This is a genomic window from Acidobacteriota bacterium, from assembly GCA_016184105.1.
Classification (GTDB): domain Bacteria; phylum Acidobacteriota; class Vicinamibacteria; order Vicinamibacterales; family 2-12-FULL-66-21; genus JACPDI01.
The window spans coordinates 1-17,805 of sequence record JACPDI010000048.1 but is presented as its reverse complement, the minus strand read 5'-3'; the positions used below and the strand labels follow the sequence as shown (position 1 = coordinate 17,805).

Annotated in this window: 22 protein-coding genes and 1 tRNA gene; 11 read left to right on the top strand and 12 right to left on the bottom strand. The window is 65.8% G+C overall.

The genetic code is table 11. The features are described 5' to 3' along the window. Positions 1 to 4: 4 nt before the first annotated feature. Positions 5 to 493 (bottom strand): rhodanese-like domain-containing protein, encoded by a 489-nt coding sequence (locus tag HYU53_17035; GenBank protein ID MBI2222894.1) that lies wholly within the window; start codon positions 491 to 493, stop codon positions 5 to 7. A 196-nt stretch (positions 494 to 689) separates the two neighbouring features. Between HYU53_17035 and HYU53_17030 the strand changes: the two genes are divergently transcribed. Genes HYU53_17030 through HYU53_17020 form a run of 3 tightly spaced genes read left to right on the top strand, consistent with a single transcriptional unit; the run spans position 690 to position 2,644 of the window. Beyond that, a complete protein-coding gene (locus HYU53_17030; GenBank protein MBI2222893.1) occupies positions 690 to 1,382 on the top strand; it encodes a hypothetical protein in 693 nt (230 codons plus the stop codon). A 32-nt stretch (positions 1,383 to 1,414) separates the two neighbouring features. After that, positions 1,415 to 2,269: an IS1 family transposase gene (locus HYU53_17025; GenBank protein MBI2222892.1), complete on the top strand. Its 855-nt coding sequence runs from the start codon at positions 1,415 to 1,417 to the stop codon at positions 2,267 to 2,269. 18 nt (positions 2,270 to 2,287) lie between these two features. Continuing rightward, entirely contained in the window at positions 2,288 to 2,644 is a 357-nt protein-coding gene (locus tag HYU53_17020) for a hypothetical protein (GenBank protein MBI2222891.1), read from the top strand. 2 nt (positions 2,645 to 2,646) lie between these two features. On the opposite strand, the gene HYU53_17015 is transcribed toward HYU53_17020, so the two are convergent. From HYU53_17015 to HYU53_17005, 3 genes are all read right to left on the bottom strand, one after another. Beyond that, the gene (locus tag HYU53_17015) at positions 2,647 to 2,856 is read right to left on the bottom strand and encodes a hypothetical protein (protein ID MBI2222890.1); all 210 of its coding nucleotides are present in this window, start codon (positions 2,854 to 2,856) and stop codon (positions 2,647 to 2,649) included. 240 nt (positions 2,857 to 3,096) lie between these two features. Then, positions 3,097 to 3,348: a hypothetical protein gene (locus HYU53_17010; GenBank protein ID MBI2222889.1), complete on the bottom strand. Its 252-nt coding sequence runs from the start codon at positions 3,346 to 3,348 to the stop codon at positions 3,097 to 3,099. A 71-nt stretch (positions 3,349 to 3,419) separates the two neighbouring features. Beyond that, the gene (locus HYU53_17005; GenBank protein ID MBI2222888.1) at positions 3,420 to 3,617 is read right to left on the bottom strand and encodes a hypothetical protein; all 198 of its coding nucleotides are present in this window, start codon (positions 3,615 to 3,617) and stop codon (positions 3,420 to 3,422) included. A gap of 231 nt (positions 3,618 to 3,848) precedes the next feature. Between HYU53_17005 and HYU53_17000 the strand changes: the two genes are divergently transcribed. The 3 genes from HYU53_17000 (at position 3,849) to HYU53_16990 (ending at position 5,449) form a co-directional block, all read left to right on the top strand. Then, the gene (locus HYU53_17000) at positions 3,849 to 4,082 is read left to right on the top strand and encodes a zinc ribbon domain-containing protein (GenBank protein ID MBI2222887.1); all 234 of its coding nucleotides are present in this window, start codon (positions 3,849 to 3,851) and stop codon (positions 4,080 to 4,082) included. Continuing rightward, complete coding sequence (locus HYU53_16995; protein ID MBI2222886.1) at positions 4,067 to 4,345, top strand: hypothetical protein; 279 nt, start codon at positions 4,067 to 4,069, stop codon at positions 4,343 to 4,345. Before HYU53_17000 ends, HYU53_16995 begins: the two co-directional genes overlap by 16 nt. A 267-nt stretch (positions 4,346 to 4,612) precedes the next feature. Beyond that, positions 4,613 to 5,449 carry a C_GCAxxG_C_C family protein gene (locus HYU53_16990; GenBank protein ID MBI2222885.1) on the top strand — a complete coding sequence of 279 codons (837 nt, stop codon included), beginning with the start codon at positions 4,613 to 4,615 and terminating at the stop codon, positions 5,447 to 5,449. Between the two features lie 1,685 nt (positions 5,450 to 7,134). Here HYU53_16990 and HYU53_16985 read toward each other — a convergent pair. After that, positions 7,135 to 7,210 (bottom strand) — tRNA-Ala (locus tag HYU53_16985). Positions 7,211 to 7,325: 115 nt separating this feature from the next. Here HYU53_16985 and HYU53_16980 point away from each other — a divergent pair. Beyond that, positions 7,326 to 8,414 carry an ATP-dependent 6-phosphofructokinase gene (locus HYU53_16980; GenBank protein ID MBI2222884.1) on the top strand — a complete coding sequence of 363 codons (1,089 nt, stop codon included), beginning with the start codon at positions 7,326 to 7,328 and terminating at the stop codon, positions 8,412 to 8,414. Positions 8,415 to 8,456: 42 nt separating this feature from the next. Here the strand turns inward: HYU53_16980 and HYU53_16975 are convergent, their stop codons facing one another. The 7 genes from HYU53_16975 to rplM all read right to left on the bottom strand — a co-directional run bounded on the left by HYU53_16975 (position 8,457) and on the right by rplM (position 13,430). Further along, the gene (locus HYU53_16975) at positions 8,457 to 9,632 is read right to left on the bottom strand and encodes a threonine synthase (GenBank protein ID MBI2222883.1); all 1,176 of its coding nucleotides are present in this window, start codon (positions 9,630 to 9,632) and stop codon (positions 8,457 to 8,459) included. A 67-nt stretch (positions 9,633 to 9,699) separates the two neighbouring features. Continuing rightward, positions 9,700 to 10,269: a ribosome recycling factor gene (gene frr, locus HYU53_16970; protein ID MBI2222882.1), complete on the bottom strand. Its 570-nt coding sequence runs from the start codon at positions 10,267 to 10,269 to the stop codon at positions 9,700 to 9,702. 16 nt (positions 10,270 to 10,285) lie between these two features. Then, positions 10,286 to 11,005, bottom strand: a complete 720-nt coding sequence (locus HYU53_16965; GenBank protein MBI2222881.1) for a UMP kinase — start codon at positions 11,003 to 11,005, stop codon at positions 10,286 to 10,288. A gap of 109 nt (positions 11,006 to 11,114) precedes the next feature. After that, entirely contained in the window at positions 11,115 to 11,723 is a 609-nt protein-coding gene (gene tsf / locus HYU53_16960) for a translation elongation factor Ts (protein ID MBI2222880.1), read from the bottom strand. An 82-nt stretch (positions 11,724 to 11,805) separates the two neighbouring features. Continuing rightward, positions 11,806 to 12,594, bottom strand: a complete 789-nt coding sequence (rpsB, locus tag HYU53_16955) for a 30S ribosomal protein S2 (GenBank protein ID MBI2222879.1) — start codon at positions 12,592 to 12,594, stop codon at positions 11,806 to 11,808. A gap of 10 nt (positions 12,595 to 12,604) precedes the next feature. Further along, positions 12,605 to 12,997, bottom strand: coding sequence for a 30S ribosomal protein S9 (gene rpsI, locus HYU53_16950; protein MBI2222878.1), 393 nt, complete (start codon positions 12,995 to 12,997; stop codon positions 12,605 to 12,607). A gap of 1 nt (position 12,998) precedes the next feature. After that, positions 12,999 to 13,430 (bottom strand): 50S ribosomal protein L13, encoded by a 432-nt coding sequence (gene rplM / locus HYU53_16945; GenBank protein MBI2222877.1) that lies wholly within the window; start codon positions 13,428 to 13,430, stop codon positions 12,999 to 13,001. 359 nt (positions 13,431 to 13,789) lie between these two features. Between rplM and pilM the strand changes: the two genes are divergently transcribed. The 4 genes from pilM to HYU53_16925 form a co-directional block, all read left to right on the top strand. Continuing rightward, positions 13,790 to 15,469, top strand: a complete 1,680-nt coding sequence (pilM, locus tag HYU53_16940; GenBank protein ID MBI2222876.1) for a type IV pilus assembly protein PilM — start codon at positions 13,790 to 13,792, stop codon at positions 15,467 to 15,469. A gap of 40 nt (positions 15,470 to 15,509) precedes the next feature. Next, positions 15,510 to 16,121, top strand: coding sequence for a type 4a pilus biogenesis protein PilO (gene pilO / locus HYU53_16935; GenBank protein MBI2222875.1), 612 nt, complete (start codon positions 15,510 to 15,512; stop codon positions 16,119 to 16,121). 70 nt (positions 16,122 to 16,191) lie between these two features. Then, positions 16,192 to 16,680 carry a pilus assembly protein PilP gene (locus tag HYU53_16930; GenBank protein MBI2222874.1) on the top strand — a complete coding sequence of 163 codons (489 nt, stop codon included), beginning with the start codon at positions 16,192 to 16,194 and terminating at the stop codon, positions 16,678 to 16,680. Further along, the coding region (locus tag HYU53_16925) for an AMIN domain-containing protein (GenBank protein ID MBI2222873.1) at positions 16,680 to 17,805 on the top strand (1,126 nt) is incomplete at its 3' end. The genes HYU53_16930 and HYU53_16925, both read left to right, overlap by 1 nt.

Sequence of the window (17,805 nt, the reverse complement as noted above, 5' to 3'; positions counted from 1 at the left end):
ACGGTCACGGCTTCGACCCGGTCGCCGGCGTGGCAGGGCCCTCAGCCGCCGCGGGGGCGGCAGATTCGGGGGCTGCGGCCACAGCGGCGCCCGCTGCGGGCGGCGCAGGCCTGGCCGCGGCGGCGGCCGGCTTGGCCGCGGACGCCGACGGCTGCGGTGCGCTCTTCGTGTCGACCGGCAGCTTCGCGTTCACCCATTCTGCGATGCCGCCCCCGAGCACAAACGCGCGGAGGCCGCGGCGCAACAGCGCCGCGCCGGCTTCCGCGCTGACCATGTTGGCGGGATCCGAGTCGAACAGCACGATATCGCGATCGCGCGGCAGGGACGCCGTCGCGATCGCGTCCGGCGCGACGCGCTGCGCGCCGGGCAGCGTCACCGTGCTGTGCTCGTAGGGATACTTCAGTCGAACGTCAACGATCAGCGGATGCGAGGAGGAGTCAGGGCTGTCGAGCCGGGCCTTCAGCTCCTCGCGTGAGATGCGAGGCACTGCCATCCCGTCATTCTATCGCAACCGATTCCGGCGACCCTTCAGGGCAGGGTCAGTGGGTAGTGGGTCAGTTTCAGGCCCACGAGCCGAAACTAGACTCCCGTGGGTGCCGCGCTATGGACCAGATGTCCCGACACCCCCGTATCTCCAGCGGATCAGAAAGCGATTACCGCTCAAGCAGAAAGTTCAGTATCCTGGGAGCATGACGACTTGTCTGGCCCTGATCTGTGACCAGTCACGTACGATTTTCGGCGCCGCGGACACCCAGTTCAGCTTGGACTATACCACCAGCAATACCGCAGAGAAGATCCAACTCCTCGATCAACGATGGTACGTCCTCTATGCAGGAAACGTCTCACCGTGTGAGCAAGCGCTTCTGTCGCTCCAAGATCAATTTGCCGAACATCCTCACACCATCGCGCAGGTTCGAGCAGCCCTGATTGTTGCGTGCCAATCTTGGCCGTGCCAAATGGACGAGGATCGGTATTTGCTCGTGGCAGGCTTCGATCACCGACGCCGGCCTCATCTGCTCGTCGCGTACGATGCGGTTGGCTATCCTGTGCCCAGCATTACCTCTCACGGGAGACGGGGCGTTGCAGCGATTGGTTCCGGAGCCGCCGCCGCCGAACAGTATCTCGCGCATTACCGCTGCAATCGACGTACTCCGCGCATCGAGGGAGCGTATCTCGCCTGCGCAGCAAAATTCTTCTCAGAGCCCGCCACTGGCGTAGGGGTGGAAACTCATGTCATTGGGTTGCGGTATGACGATATCGCTCAGTTACCCCTTGAAGTAATCGACGGTTTCCGGACGGTGTACGAGCAACAGGGAAAATTGCCAGCGTTCCCGACAGCGCCTGTGGGGGAGATTGGCAAGAAGTACCAATATTTTGGTTGACATAGGTTGACCGCTCAAGTATAAATGTCAATATGAATCGGCTGCCGGTAGGGCGACAAGTCGCCGTGATCGCCGCGTTGACCGAAGGCAGCAGCATTCGGTCTACCGTCCGCATGACGGGTGTGGCGAAGAACACGATCACCAAGCTACTCAGCGATTTGGGACCAGCTTGTGCGCAGCACTTGGATCGCACACTGCGTGGCCTGGCCTGTCGCCGCGTCCAGATCGATGAGATTTGGTCCTTCTGCTATGCGAAGCAGAAGAACGTCCCGGAGCATCTGAAAGGGCTATGGGGCTTCGGGGACGTCTGGACGTGGGTCGCGCTCGACGCTGACACCAAATTGGTATTAGCGCACCGCGTGGGACCGCGACATCCAGTAATCGCTTATCAGTTCATGCGCGACGTGGCAGCTCGGCTAACGACGCGTGTGCAACTCACGACGGACGGCCTTGTCTGGTACCTCGATGTGGTCGAGCAGGCATTTGGCAGCGAAATCGACTATGGGATGCTAGAGAAGCGGTACGGTCGGGGACCAGCTCCGGATGCAAGCGCGGCTGTACGGTACAGCCCCGCGACGATTACCGCCGCCACTCGGCGCGTCATTCAGGGTCAGCCCGACAGGCGGTACATCTCCACCAGCTACGTTGAACGCCAGAACCTCACAATGCGGATGGCGATGCGACGGTTCACCAGACTGACCAATGGCTTCTCGAAGAAAGTGCAGAACCATGCGGCCATGGTCGCGATCTTCTATTTGCACTACAACTTCTGCCGCATCCATCAGACACTGCGCGTGACGCCCGCGATCGCGGCGGGGGTGACCGATCACGTGTGGGAGTTGAATGAACTAATCGGGGTAATGGGGACTCGTCAACAGGCCGCGTAGGTGCTAGGCTTTTCCCCAATGACGCAGGAAGAACGAGCGGTCGAGCAAATGCGTGCCGTAGAGCGGTACAAAGACCTGACACAGCATGTGGCACTGCTACAGGCACGATTGACTCGCATCGGGCGAGAGCAAACTGTCCTTGGGGGTGCGCTTCAGGGCCTGCACCTTGGGTACCAAATCAGCATTCAGGCGTCAACGATCACGATTGAGAACTTGAATCCTGCGCTCGCGACTGGTGCTGATGTGTCGGTATCACGCGACAGCTTCGATATGGAAAGTCTTGCGCGCACGCTAAGCGAGCTTGCGACATTGGAAGGTGAGCACCGGCGACTGCGGGAACTGCTAGATGCGGCGGGCCTACTCCATCTCGGATGAAGTTAGCGCTGTAGCCAGTTCAGGAGCCGCGATCCTCCACCTGTGTAGAACACGTACCCCAGACCAACGACTCCGCCGAGAAAAAGCACGAAGACGAGAAGCGCTGTGAATAGACGGAAACGCTCGTTCTCTCGGCCTGCTGCGATCAGCCCCTCACTGATGAGATTGCCCAGCGCCACGCCGCTGGCGATCGTAAGAATCGCGGCTAACATAGCCGTCTTAGCGTTTCTTCCATCGTGCCGCAGCCCCTGCCTGCGCGATCTGTTTACGCTTGCGCGCTGTCAGCGCCGCTGCCCGAGCGGGTCCGCCCTTCGCGCCGCCTCGCCGCCCGAGCGCCACAGCCGCCGGATCCTTTCCAGCATCCGGGTCCGCCGGTTTGGGAATCTGGCCAGTGGACTCCTGCACGATTTGCAGAGCGCGCTGCGACAAGTCGCGGGGGCGCTTGGGGCGGCTCACTTCGGTGCCTCGACTTCCAGCACAATCTTGAAGCCGGTCCCATTTCCACGGCGCAGCGCCGTGAGGGCGTGGGCAAAGTCTGTGGCAGTCGATTCAAGGGTTTGGTGCCACGGATGCTGACATTCTCCGCAAACAGTCGGAATGCGATCGGCCCGTTCAGGAGAGCGGCTCACGCGCGCGCCACATTGACGGCAGACAAAGGAAATGCTTTTCAGGTCGGTCAATTCGATCAGTAGTCGCGTCTCCAAGGTCACGCTCCGGAGCGTAACACGGCGGTCAAGCGAGGAGAGCCGAAAATTGAAACTGACCCACTACCGGGTCAGTGATGTCTGGCGGGCGCAAGCTCGCGATTGTGCGTCGCCACGTGGTCGTGCGCCAGATGCGGCTGGAGCGGATGCACGACATCCCAACCCTGCGAGCGGCGGCCGCAGTTGGCGCACCGCAAAAACATCGCGCCCGACTCACAGCAGATGCTGTAGTCGTGCCCGACAAGATAGCAACTGATCCAGTGCCACATCGCCGTTCTCCTGGTCCGCGCCCGTTTGCGAGTGTCCCACCCTGAGGCAATCGGGATGCCACACAGGCGTATGCACTCCGATTGTGCAAATGCGGGCCAATCAACGAAGGTTCGCGGTTTTGGGCGGTTCCGGGCGGGTGGCGGGCGAGACTGTGCAGAGAAGGAACTGGACAGCCTCTTACAAAAATGTCCTCGCAGGTCGGGGGCCTGAACTCGGGCTACACTGGGGCCATGCCCATCTTCGAGTATGTCTGCCGCGACTGCGGCCGGGCCTTCGAGGCCCTCGTCAACGGCTCGAATGGCTCGCGCGCCGCGCAGTGCCCAGGCTGCCACAGCGAGGCCCTCGAGAAACAGTTGTCGGTTTTCGCCGTGTCGACGGCAACCCCCAGGCGCGACGGTCCGATGCCCCCTTCGGGCGGCTGCGGCCGGTGCGGTGACCCGCACGGTCCGTGCTCGATGAACTGACGATGCACCGGGACGATCTCGAGGCGCTCAAAGCCGCGTTGCGTGGCCTGAAGACCACCGCCGCCAGGCTTCAGCAGGTGGAATCTGCCGTCGACCGCGCGACCGACGCAGACCCTCCGGCAGACCTCATTCGCGCCGCGACGGCGCACGCGATCGCGGCCAGCGCCCTCGCCGGGCTGCTGCACCGGGTGTTCACGCCGGGCGGCGCGCCGACGGGGGACGCCGCCGAGCTCACGGACTCGTCGGGCGAAAGCGCGACGTAGCGGCTGAGCCGCCAGCCTTCCCGCTTTGGCTGAGGCTTGAGCGGCGGTCCGCGCCTGTTGAGCCTCGCAACACCCCGTCGCGCCCGTTGACTTTCAATACGTCATTTCGTTACATTCCTAAATAACGCCGCGTACGGCCTCCCGTACTCCACTCCAAACGTCAGCGACCCGCGCGCCTTTACCACCACGCCACCCTGGTGCCCGGCCACGGTCAGGCCGTTCGAAGTCAACACCTCCCGTCTGCCTCTCCGTCGAAAAGGAGCAACGATGATGAAAGGGCCGATCACCAGGAAAGAGTTCCTTGCCAGCACGACCAGGACCGTCGCCGCGGTTTCTGCAGGCGTCGTCGCCGGACACGTGATTTCCGCCAGCGGCGGCCAGTCGCGGCAGGCGGGCATCACCAACGCGGCGCTGGCACCGTGGCCGTGGCCGTACAGCCGGCTGGATCGCGAAGACGTCCGCAAGCGGGCCCACAAGGCCTACTACGATGGCGGATGCGCGTACGGTGCATTCCATGCGTTGATCTCGGCGCTGGTGGATGCCGTCGGCGAACCCTACACGCGCATCCCGACGCAGATGATGTATTTCGGCGGCGGAGGCGCCGCCGGCTGGGGCACGCTGTGCGGCGCGCTCAACGGATCGGCGGTCGCGATCAGCATCGCCGTCGACCGGGCCAACGCCAACGTGATCATCGGCGAGTTGATGGGGTGGTATACCCAGGTTCAGTTCCCCAGCAACATCAGCAACGACTACGCGACCCAACACGTGTTCCTGATCAACAAGAATGACAAGCCGTTGATGCAGACCGTTGCCGGCTCCACCCTGTGCCATGCGTCCGTCAGCAATTGGTGCACCGAGGCCGGCGTCAAGGCGTCGGCACCGGAGCGCTCGGAGCGGTGCGCGCGGCTGACGGGGGACACTGCCGCCCACGCGGTCGATCTGCTGAACGACTACTTCAGCGGCCGGTTCCGGGCGACGTTCGTCGCGCCCGAATCGGTGGTGGGCTGCATGAGCTGCCACTCGTCGGTGATCGGCAACGTGCAGGCGACCGTGAAGATGGACTGCCAGCAGTGCCACAAGGACAACTGGGATCACCTGTACTGAGGGGGACCGCAGTGGATGGGTCGGGGGTTGACGGGGCCTGGATGGCCCGCCGAGCCGAAGCTCGCGCGTGACACGCAAGCGAGCGAAAGCTGGTGGACGGCAGGAGGCTCGAACTCCCGACCTCCGCGTTGCGACGCTGAGCGCAAGCGGCAGTAACAGAATGAGGCAGCACGCCTTACAGGTTCGCGCGTGAGGCGTGTGCTCCTTGCAGGAAACACCCAAATTCAGCGGGGTTCCGCTAGGGCTCGCCGCTGAAGCGGGCGGCGCAATCCACGCGGAACGCGGGTGCTCAAACGCGGGAGACCAGATCCCTGCCGAGTACGGCGTAACGTGCTCGGCGCTTCGCCAGGGCGGGCACGGGAGTTCCTGGGAGTACACGCAGGGGTCGGAGCGCAGCCATCGACGCGCGTCGTGACGGATGCCACGGCGGCTCATGGCGTACTTCACCGCGCCGGAGCTTTCCAGCCAAGAGGGCGCTCGCGTGTCGCATCAGCCGAACCAGACGGAGGTCTGTATCCAGGAACGCCCTGTCCTTCTCCTTGGGGGTGGCCTCGCTTTGCGTACCTTTCGTCAGCCAAACACCTACAAGACCACTTTCTCTTTGTGAGCCTCATAACGTGTGTGTAGACTGGGCAACCGCTACGAAGTCTACGTAGTGATCAACGAAAAGCGCGCCGAGACCTTCTGGCGTTCGTTGTGGGGGATGTTCGTGACGCCCGCGCACGCCGATGATGCCTTCAGCGGTGATGGGGGGTATCTCGTCTGGTCCGAGTGGGACGACTTTAACGACGACGCCTGGACCGGCTTCCTTTTCGTTGACGACGGGACTGGCCGAACGTGGTCGATCGACAACCAGTGGGGTGCGGTCGATGTGGAGCGTCCGGTGTATTGGACGCGGGGAGAACTTCGCACTCGCGACGGATTCCGCAAAGACGCCAGGGCAGGCCAGGCCACGGGAGGCGGCGGCTGTTACTGTTACACGAGCTATCCCGCTGCACGTTGTATTCTCGAACAAGGTTTTTGGTCTTCGCGAGACTTTTGCGCTGGCGCGGTGGCCGGTTGTCGTGCGCGTGGACCATGGATATCGCCCAGCTACTGGCAGTGTGTGGGATCGACGTGCGGCACCGCCGCAGCCGTATGGATAATTCGATGGGCACGCGAGACGACCTATAATTGTCGTCAAGGGAACAATTGCCACCATCCTCGCGGTGTCGGTCGGGGCGCTGATCGTCCATCGCTGGAGAAGGCGCAAGTAGCTTGAAGGACAAAGGTCGCGGGTTCAAATCCCGCCCCCGCAACCAATCTTCTGCAAAACGCGCCAGCGCAGACTGGCGCGATTTACCTTTCAGCGACCTTCCGGCTAGACAATATGGAATGACCGGCCCGCTATCGTAACGTCGTAGTGCTGCGAGCATCCGTGGGGCGCACTACCTCGAAGCGGCGGCGGCCGACAAGACGACCCTCCGACAAGCGCGACGGGGAAATCGTGACGGTGCTGAATCGGTTTTTCGGCGGCGTGCTGCTGCACGAGTTGACCGCCCACCGGATCGAACAGAGCGGAAGCGTTCAGCGCTGGAGAGCTTCGACCGGATGTTCCTGGCGGCGACAAGTGGACACACAACGGACACACGGCAAGCCGACGCCGACGAGCTGTGGTCGGAAATCGCCGAACTGCTGCGGGAAATTGGTGGACGGCAGGAGGCTCGAACTCCCGACCTCCGCGTTGCGAACGCGGCGCTCTCCCAACTGAGCTAGCCGCCCACTCCCACCTGCGACGTGCCACGTGCGGCGTGCGACGTGTCACGAACCGCCAATCGTAGCACGGCCGCGCGCGCCCTCGCAACCGCGGCCGCACCTCGCTGCTATACTCGACAGGATGCCTGAACACAAACTGCACCGCCTGGGTGTGCTCACCGGAGGTGGCGACGCGCCCGGCTTGAACGCCGTCATCCGCGCCGTCGTCAAGGCCGCGTCGAACTGCAGTTGCCAGGTGCTCGGTCTCGAGGACAGCTTCGACGGCCTCCTCGAGCCGGACCGCCACCGCGTGCTCACGCCGAAGGACGTCACCGGCATCCTGCGCCTCGGCGGGACGATTCTCGGGACAAAAAACACCGGCAACCCGTTCGCGTATCCACGGAACACGTCAGGCGGCGTCGCCGACTACTCCGACCGCGTCGTGGAGATCTTCCACACACTCGGGCTCGACTCGCTCATCGTGATCGGCGGCGACGGCACGCTGTCGATCGGCTACGAGTTCCAGAAGAAGGGGATCCCCGTCGTCGGGGTGCCGAAGACGATCGACAACGACATCGTCGAAACGACCAATACGTTCGGGTTCTCGACGGCCGTCGATTTCGCCACCGATGCGCTGGATCGGCTGCACACGACGGCGGAGGCGCATCACCGGGTCATGTGCGTCGAGGTGATGGGGCGTTATGCCGGATGGATCGCGCTGCACGCCGGCATCGCCGGCGGCGCCGACGTGGTCCTCATCCCGGAGATTCCATACGACCTGCACAAGGTGGCGAACTATATTCGCGCGCGCGAGCAGTGGGGTGCCCGCTTCCACATCGTGGTCGTCGCCGAGGGAGCGAAGCCGAAGGGAGGCAGCGTTTCGGTCATCGAGGAAAGCCGGCCGGGCGTGGTCGAGCGGCTCGGCGGCGCCGCGCACCACGTGGCCGGCCAGCTCGAGGAGCTGACGGGCAAGGAAACGAGGGCGGTCGTCCTCGGCCACCTGCAGCGCGGCGGATCGCCCAGCAGCTTCGATCGCGTGCTGGCGACGCGCTTCGGCGCGAAGGCGGTGGAGATGGTGATGCAGGAAGAGTACGGCCGGATGGTCGCCTTCCACCCGCCGAACATCGTCTCGGTGCCGCTCGAAACGATCGTGGGGCGCACGAAGAACGTCCCGGTGGACTCCGACGTCGTCCGCACGGCGCGTTCGGTGGGGATCTCACTCGGCGACTGACGAACCTGTCCTCGTGCCTGGAGCCTCGTGCCTGGCGCCCGCCTAGCCGAGCACGTCCAGGTACTTCAGCGCACCGCCGGTATTGAACACGACGACCGTGTCGGTGGGACGGACGCGCCCCTGGTCGATCAGCACCTTGAGCGCGTGCAGGGCGGCGCCCCCTTCCGGCGCGGCGCTGATTCCTTCCAGGGCGCCCATTTCCTTCATCGCCAACACCATGTCCTCGTCTGACACCGCGATAGCGGCCCCGCCGCTTTCGCGCACGGCGCGGAGGACGAGGAAGTCGCCAATCGCCTTGGGCACTCGCAAGCCATCGGCAATCGTGGAGGCGTGCTGCCACGGTTCCGCCTTGTCCGCGCCCTGGTGGAAGGCGCGGACGATCGGCGCGCAATTGGCCGCCTGGACCGAAACCATCTTCGGCCGCTTCGCACCGCGCGGCATGAAGCCGATGCGTTCCATTTCGTCGAACGCCTTCCACATGCCCACCATCCCGGTGCCGCCGCCGGTGGGATAGATGATCCAATCGGGGTATCGCCACCCGAGCTGCTCGGCGATCTCGTACCCCATCGTCTTCTTGCCCTCGATGCGGTACGGCTCCTTCAGCGTCGACACGTCGTACCAGCCCAGCGGCCCACCCTTCTCAGCAGCGACGCGGCCGGCGTCCGTGATCAGCCCGTCCACCAGCTCCACCTGCGCGCCGTACAGCTCGCACTCGCGGCGGAACGGCACCTTGACGTCGCGCGGCATGAACACGCGCGCCTCGACGCCGCAGCGCGCCGCGTACGCGGCCATCGCATTGCCGGCATTGCCGGCGGTCGGGATCGACAGCGTCCTCGCGCCCAGGCGGAACGCCCGCGTGACGGCCGCGGCAAGACCCCGCGCCTTGAACGAGTTGGTCGGGTTCAGCGATTCGTCTTTGATGTAGAGCGGCGACACGCCAACCGCGCGCCCGAGCCGATCGGCCCGGAGGAGCGGCGTCCAGCCCTCGCCGAGCGTGACCGGCTCTTCGCCGTCGAAGAGCGGCATCACCTCGCGGTACCGCCACATGTTCGGCACGCGCCCGGCGAGCGACTCCCGCGGCCACGCGCCGGCCAGAGCGTCGAGGTCGTAGCGCGCGAGCAGGGGAGCGCCACACGCGCAGAGATGATGGATCTGCCGCGGATCGCGCGACGGCGCGCCGCAGGGGACGGAGCAGTCGAGGTGGGTGAAATGAGACATGTCAGGCACGGGGCACCAGGCAAAAGGCACGAGGGCTTCCTTGAGCCTCGTGCCTGATGACTCGTGCCTATTTTCCCAGCAGATCCGCGTCCTTCTTCTTCTGCAGCTCGTCGATCCCGGCGATGCGCTGGTCGGTGATCTTCTGCACCTCGTCGATCGCGCGGCGCTCGTCGTCCTCCGAGATCTTGTGGTCCTTGAGGAGCTTCTTCAGGCGGTCGTTGGCGTCCCGCCGCACCTGCCGGATGCCGTTGCGCGCCTCCTCGGAGTACTTGTGCACCAGCTTGGAGAGCTCCTTGCGGCGCTCCTCGGTGAGCGGCGGAATCGGCACGCGAACCACCTTGCCGTCGTTGGCCGGGTTCAAGCCCAGGTTGGCGTTGCGGATCGCCTTTTCAATCGCGCCCATCTGGTGAGGATCGAACGGCGTCACGACGATCATCGTCGGTTCGGGGACCGAGAGCGTCGCGACCTGGTTGAGCGGCATGTTCGTGCCGTAGGCCTCGACCTGCACCGGGTCGAGCAGGTTCACCGACGCGCGGCCGGTCCGCACGCCCGCCAGCTCGCGCCGCGTGTGCTCGATGACGGCGTCCATCCGCTTCTTGACTTCCGCGTACAGGCCTTTGACGTCGTTCACATCCATGATGCACTCCGAAAGATCAGGCGGTGACCGTTGTCCCGACGGGTTCGCCCATGATGACGCGCCGCATGTTGCCCGGCGTGCGCAGGTTGAACACGACGATGGGCAGCTTGTTGTCCATGCACAGCGAGATGGCCGTCGCGTCCATCACTTTCAGGCCGCGCTCGAGCACCTGCAGGTACGAGATCCGGTCGTACTTCTCCGCGCTTGCGTCCGTCATCGGGTCGGCGGTGTAGATCCCCTCGACCTTGGTCGCCTTGAGCAGGACGTCCGCCTTCATTTCCATCGCCCGCAGCGACGCGGCCGTGTCCGTCGTGAAGTACGGATTGCCGGTCCCCGCGGCAAAGATGACGACGCGCCCCTTTTCGAGGTGCCGGACCGCGCGGCGCCGGATGAACGGCTCGGCGACGGCACGCATCTCGATGGCCGAGGCGACGCGGGTCAGCACGCCCTGGTGCTCCAGCGCGTCCTGCAGCGCCAGCGCGTTGATGACCGTGGCCAGCATGCCCATGTAGTCGCCGGTGGCCCGGTCCATCCCTTTGGCGCTGGCTGCCAGCCCGCGAAACAGGTTGCCGCCGCCAATGACGATGGCCGTCTGCACGCCAAGCTGCTGGATCTCGCTGATTTCGTGGGCGATCTGCGTGGTCACCGCCGGGTCGATCCCGAACGGGGCATCGCCCATGAGGGCTTCGCCGGAGAGTTTGAGGAGGATACGTTTGTAGGCAGGGGAGGACGACATCAACCGCACATTATATTTGGTGACCTCGTGATTTGGTGATCTGGTGATTTGGCCCTCGCCCACCACATCACCAAATCACGAGACCACCAGATTCGAGCGCGGAGCGTCGTCAGGCGCGCTCGCCGACCTTGAAGCGCGCGAAGCGCGCCACCGCGATGTTCTCGCCGAGCTTCCCGATGACCGCCTTGATCATGTCGGCGACCTTCAGCTTCGGATCGCGGATCGACGGCTGGTCGAGCAGGCAGACCTGCTCGTAGTAGCTATTCAGCTTCCCCTCGACGATCTTATCGATCACGTTGGCGGGCTTGCCCGAGGCCGCCATCTGCTCGCGGTAGATCGCCTTCTCGCGCTCCAGCGTCTCGGCGGGCACGTCGTCGCGGCCGACGAACAGCGGTGAGGCGGCCGCGATCTGCAGGCCGAGCTCCTTGACGAGCGTTTGGAAGTCGGGGGTCCGCGCCACGAAGTCGGACTCGCAGTTCACTTCGACCAGGACGCCGACCTTGCCCCCCTGGTGGATGTAGGCGTGCACGATCCCCTCGTTGGTCGAGCGGCCGCTCTTCTTGGCCGCCTGCGCGAGCCCGCGCTTGCGGAGGACGTCCACCGCCTTCTCCATGTCCCCGCCCGTCTCCGCCAGCGCCGCCTTGCAGTCCATCATGCCGGCGCCCGTGCGCTCGCGAAGCTGCCTCACCAAATCCGCCGTAATTGCCGTTGCTGCCATTGCTCCGATTCTCCGTACGTAAAAAGGGGTCGGGAGCCTTTTTCGGCTCTCGACCCCAACGAAAAAGGCTCCCGACCCCTTTTTACACTGAGGCCGGCTGCTCGGGCCGCGTGGCACGCGGCGAGCGCGCCTGGCGGCGCGCCTGCTCGGCCTCGTTCTCGGCCTGGTCTTCCGCCTGCTGCGCCTCGCGGACGCCGCGGCCAGCCAGCACGGCTTCCGCCACGCGCGAGGTGAACAGCCGGATGGCGCGCAGCGCGTCGTCGTTGCCCGGGATGACGAAGTCCACTTCGTCCGGATCGCAGTTGGTGTCCACGACGCCGATGACCGGGATCTTCAGCTTCCGCGCCTCGTCGACCGCGATCTTTTCCTTGCGGGTGTCCACCACGAAGATCGCGTCCGGCAGCCGGTTCATGTGGCGGATGCCGTCCAGGTTCTTCTGCAGCTTCTTCTTTTCCTTCTCGATGCCGGCGATTTCCTTCTTCGACAGCGTGTCGTACCGGCCGTCGGTGGCCATCGCCTCGAGCTCGCGAAGCCGCGCGAGCGAGCGCTGGATCGTCGTGAAGTTGGTCAGGAGGCCGCCCAGCCAGCGCTGGTTCACGTAGAACATGCCGCAGCGCTGCGCCTCTTCCGAGATGGCGTCCTGCGCCTGCCGCTTGGTCCCCACGAACAGGATGGTCTTGCCCTCGGAGGCGAGCTGCGTGACGAACGACTCGGCATCGCGAAACGCCTTCGCGGTCTTCGCGAGGTCCAGGATGTAGATGCCGTTCCGTTCACCGAAGATGAACGGCTTCATCTTCGGATTCCAGCGTTTCGTCTGATGCCCGAAGTGGACGCCCGCTTCGAGCAGTTCCTTCACAGCGATCGCGGTCAAGCTCCCTCCATTACCGTTTGCTGAACTGGAAGCGCTTGCGCGCCCCCTTCTGTCCGTATTTCTTGCGCTCCTTCATGCGCGCGTCGCGCGTGAGGAAGCCCGCCTGCTTCAAGCGGCTGCGCAGTTCGAGGTTGTATTCCACGAGCGCGCGCGCGATACCGAGCCTGAGCGCCCCGGCCTGGCCGGCGACGCCCCCGCCACTGAGCGTGGCGAGCACATCGAACTTATCGGCCGTCTCGGTGACGAGCAGCGGCTGGCGAATCTGGCTGCGCAGCGCCTCGGTGGGGAAGGCCCCCTCGAAGGTGCCTTCGTTGATGGTGATGCTGCCCTTGCCGGGCCTCAGGAACACGCGGGCGGTGGATGTCTTCCGGCGACCCGTCCCGTAGTACTGAATCACTGCCACGTTACGCAACCTCGAGCTTCGCGGGTTTCTGGGCCACGTGCGGATGCTTGTCGTCCTTGTAGACCTTCAGCTTGCGCCCCATGGCGTTGCCAAGCTTGGTCTTGGGCAGCATCCCCTTGACGGCCTCTTCGACCAGGCGCACCGGGTCCTTCTGCCGGACGTCCTTCGCGCGCTCCTCGCGCAACCCGCCCTCATACCCGCTGTGATAGCGGTAAAGCTTTTGTTCTTCCTTGCGGCCCGTCAGTTTGATCTTCGCCGCGTTGACGATGATGACGTGATCGCCGAAGTCAAGAAACGGCGTGTATGCCGGCTTGTGCTTGCCCATCAGCAGGCGGACGGCGGCCGTGGCTACGCGCCCCAGCACCTTGCCTTCCGCGTCGATCACGTGCCACCGCTTGTCTACGCTAGCGGCGGCGGGGACAACCGTTCGCATGAGTTCCCTTCCAGCCTGATTCAAAGGACGGCAAACCGAAAGGATACAGGGAATTGGAGGCAAAGTCAACGCAGAGGGGTCCCGCGGCGCGCATTCATGCGCCACTGACACTTTCGTGATTCGATCTCGATTTTGGAGTACGCCAAAGCCCGACCACCGATTGACCGATATCAGAAATTGCGCAAGTGCGTGCGGAAATGACCAAAAGCGAGTGCCGGACACGGTGGCACCCTGCTTGCCCGTTCCGGACGGGCGGGACTGGTCCACCGGGTCGTCGCATTATTGAAACACCCGCGGTGGAGTGGTAGCATAACCGCCATCCGTACAACAAGTTCCGGACAGTTTCCAGGGATACGACTGTGCTGCTCAAGCGCGCCAAGTCTCTCGTCGGGCTCGACATTGGCTCGAGCGCCGTCAAGGCGGTCGAGCTCAAGGCGTCGGGCAAGGGCTACAAGGTGGTCGGCTACGGCGTCGAGCCGATCCCGCCCGACAGCATCGTCGATGGCGCGATCATCGACGGCAGCGCCGTCGCCGACGCGATCCGGCGATTGTTCACCGGGCGCAAGATCAAGACGAAGGACGTCGCGGCCTCGCTCTCCGGCAACGCCGTCATCGTCAAGAAGATCACGCTGCCCCAGATGACCGAGGCGGAGCTCGCCGAGTCCATCTACTGGGAGGCCGAGCAGTACATCCCGTTCGACATCCAGGACGTCAACCTGGACTACAAGATCCTCGAAAGCGGCGGCGAGAAGGGGACGATGGACGTCCTGCTCGTGGCCGCGAAGAAGGAGAAGATCGCGGACGACACCGGCGTCATCGCCCAGGCGGGGCGGGCGGCAGTGGCGGTGGATGTCGACGCGTTTGCGCTGCAGAACGCGTATCAGACCAATTACGGCGTCGAGCCGGGCCAGGTGGTGGTGCTGCTGAACGTGGGCGCGAGCGCCACGAACATCAACATCATCTCCGGCGAGCAGTCGGTGTTCACGCGCGACATTTCGATCGGCGGGAACGCCTACACCGAGGCGCTGCAGAAGGAGCTGAACCTCCCGTTCGAGGCCGCTGATGCGCTCAAGCGCGGGCAGGCGATGGACGGGGCGCAGTACGAGGAAGCGCGGCCGGTGCTGCGCGCGGTGAGCGAGAACGTCATGCTGGAGATCCAGAAGACGTTCGACTTCTTCAAGGCGACGACCTCCAACGACAAGATCGATCGGATCGTGGTCAGCGGCGGCGGCTCGCGCGTCGAGGCCTTTTTCGAGCAGCTGCGCGAGCGGTTCGATGCGCCGATCGAGGCCTTCGATCCCTTCCGGAACATCGCGTTCGACGCGCGGAAGTTCGGCGACGCGTCCGAGGCGGCACCGACCGCGGTCGTCGCCGTCGGCCTCGCCCTGCGGCGGGTCGGCGATCGCTTCATCAACCTGCTCGCGGTCGAACGCGAGCGGACGAAGCGGCGGCCGTCGGCAGGCCTGCAGCCCGCGCAGAAGGTGGCGATCGCGGCCACGCTGATTCTCGTGCTGACGGTGCTCGGCCTGGGCTGGCGCTACTGGTCCGTCAGCCAGCAGCTCGCCCGGCTCGATTCCGAGATCGAGGCGGCCGAAGCCGAGACGCGGCGGCTGCGCCTCGTGCTGAGCGACGTGCAGAAGTTCGAGACGCGCCGGGCGCAGCTTCAGGAGCGCGTCGCGCTGATCGAGGAGTTGCGCAAGGGGCAGAGCGGGCCGGTACACCTGCTCGATTCCCTCAGCCGCGCGCTGCCGGATCGGCTCTGGCTGACGCAGCTCACGCAGGCCGGCGATCCGAAGACCGGCCGCATGGACGTGACGATGCAGGGGGTGAGCACGTCGCTGACGTCGCTCTCGGATCTGGTGGGGAACCTGGAGAGCTCCGGGGCCTTTTTGCGGCCGGTGGAAATTCTCCAGAGCGCGGTGGAAACGCAGCCCCAGGGCGGAGACCTGGTGCGGTTCACGGTGAAGGCGACATTCCAGGCGTCCGGCGGGCCGGCCGTGGCGCCCGCGGCGGCCCCTCCAGCCGCCGCGCGCCGCTAAAGAAACAGCGGTCCGGCACCGATATTTCGCAGGGAAACCCATGCAGCAGCTTTCGCTCAGCCGGCTTCCGTGGTGGGGCCAGATCCTCGCCTTCGTGCTGCTGGCGCTCGGCGGCGTGTACGCCGTGGAGACCTATTACATCGCCGGGATGGCGACCGAGGTTCAGGAGAAAGACGTGCGCCTCGGCCAGCTGCGCACCGACATTGCGCGCGGTCTCGCGACCGCGCGCCGCCTGCCGGAGTTCCGTGCGTATGTCACGGACCTCGAGCGGCGCCTCGACGCGCTGAAGGCCGTGCTGCCCGAGCAGAAGGACGTCGGCGATCTGCTGCGCCGCATCCAGACGCTCGCCACGCAGTCCAATCTGACGATTCGCGTGTTCGCGCCGCAGGCGATCGCCGTGCGCCAGCTGCATGCGGAGTGGCCGATCGGGCTGCGCATCGACGGCACGTACCACAACCTCGGGATGTTCTTTGATCGCATCAGCAAGTTCCCGCGGATCATCAACGTCTCGAACCTCCGGATCACGGCGCGCGAGCGGCCCGATCCGACGAACACGATCTCCGCCGAGTGCACGGCGACGACCTTCGTGCTGCTCGAGCGGCCGGCCCCGAACGCGACTCCGGGCGCGGTGCCCCCGCGGGCGGGACCCTGACACGTGCGACGTGCGACGTGCGACGTGCGACGTGCGACGTGCGACGTTTGGAAATGACATGGTGAACCCGATGCGCTTTCGCGCTTTTCTCGTCCTGGCAATCGGCGTGACGACGGCGTCAGTCGCCGCCGCCCAGGCGCCGGCCGCGCCGCCGCCCTCGGCCGCCACGACGCCCGCCGCGCAGGTCCCGGCCGCCCCGGCGCCGGAGGTCTACTCCTACAACCCAGAAGGGCGACGCGATCCCTTCGTCAGCCTGCTGCTGCGCGGCGCGGAACTGAACACGAATCGCGAGAACCGGCCGGACGGGCGCGAAGGCGTGATGATCGGCGAGGTCACCGTGCGCGGCATCGTGAAGAACCGCGCCACGTACGTCGCGATGGTCCAGGGCCCCGACAACAAGACCTACATCATTCATCCCGGCGACAAGCTGCTCGACGGCGCGGTCAAGACGATCACGGGCGACGCGGTGATCTTCGCCCAGGACGTGAACGACCCGTTGTCGCTCGTCAAGCAGCGCGAAGTGCGGAAAACGCTGCGCGTGCCGGAGGAGGGAAAGTAATGCGGCTTGCCGGCCTCACGGCCCGTCTGCTCCCCGCGGTGTTCGTGGCCGGGCTCGGCAGCCTGGTTCTCGCCGCGGGCGGCGCGCCGGTGCGCCTCCTCGGCGTGTCGGCGACGGCCGGCGCGAAGAGCCATGCGGTCCTCATCGAAGCGTCCGAACCGGTCGCGTACTCCGTGAGCCGGCCCGACGCGCTCACCGTCCTCGTCGAGATGCGCAACGTGCGCGTCGGCGGGGCCACCAGCGCGGTCGCGGGCTCGCCGCTGGTGCGCTCGGTGGAGTTCGAAGACGCGGTCGCGCTCGACGGGAATCCCGTCGGGCGCGTGCGCGTGTCACTGGCGCAACCGGCGGCGCACAAGGTGCGCAGCGAGCGCAATACCATCCGCGTCGAGCTCCAGGAGCATGCGCTCCGGGCCGGCCGCCCCCGGGTTCCCACGGCGCCCGTGGCGCCGCTCTCGGCCCGCCGGCGCAACGCCCCCGCGGCGGGCGCCGCGACCGTCCTCCAGTCGATCCGGGTCGAACGCGGGCCCGGGCCGATCGCCATCCTGCTCGGCGGCAACGGCCCGCTTCTGCCGGGAAGCGTCACCGAAGCCGAAGATATGCCGCCGCGGGTGGTCGTCGATTTTCCAGGGGTCACCTTCACGGCGCCCGTGCAGACCAGCGTGGGCGGAGCGGTCCGGCGCGTGCGCGTGGGGATGAACCGCCGCACGCCTCCCGTGACGCGGGTGGTCATCGATCTCGAGCAGCGGTCCGCGTATCGCGTGGAGCGGCGCGGCCGCGACCTGGCAATCCTGATCGGCGAAGAGCGCGCCGAGGCGAGCTCCGCGGAGGCGCCTGGGGCGGCGGACACGCCCGCGGCGCCCGAGCCGCCTGCGCCCGCCGCAACGGCGGCCGGCGATGGGCTGCGCGACGCGGACACCGGCGACGTCATCCCGATCCTGTCGGACCTGACGCAGGCGGCGGGGACCGGCTCGGTCGATCCGGTGGCCGCCGTCAGACTGGCGAGTGCCGCCACGCCTGCCACACTGCGCGAGCCCGCGCCGCCGCCGGGCGCCGGCGTCGCCGCGCCGGCGCCCGCCCGGATGCAGCAGCCGGCCGCCACGCCGGCGCCGGCCAGGCCCGACGCGG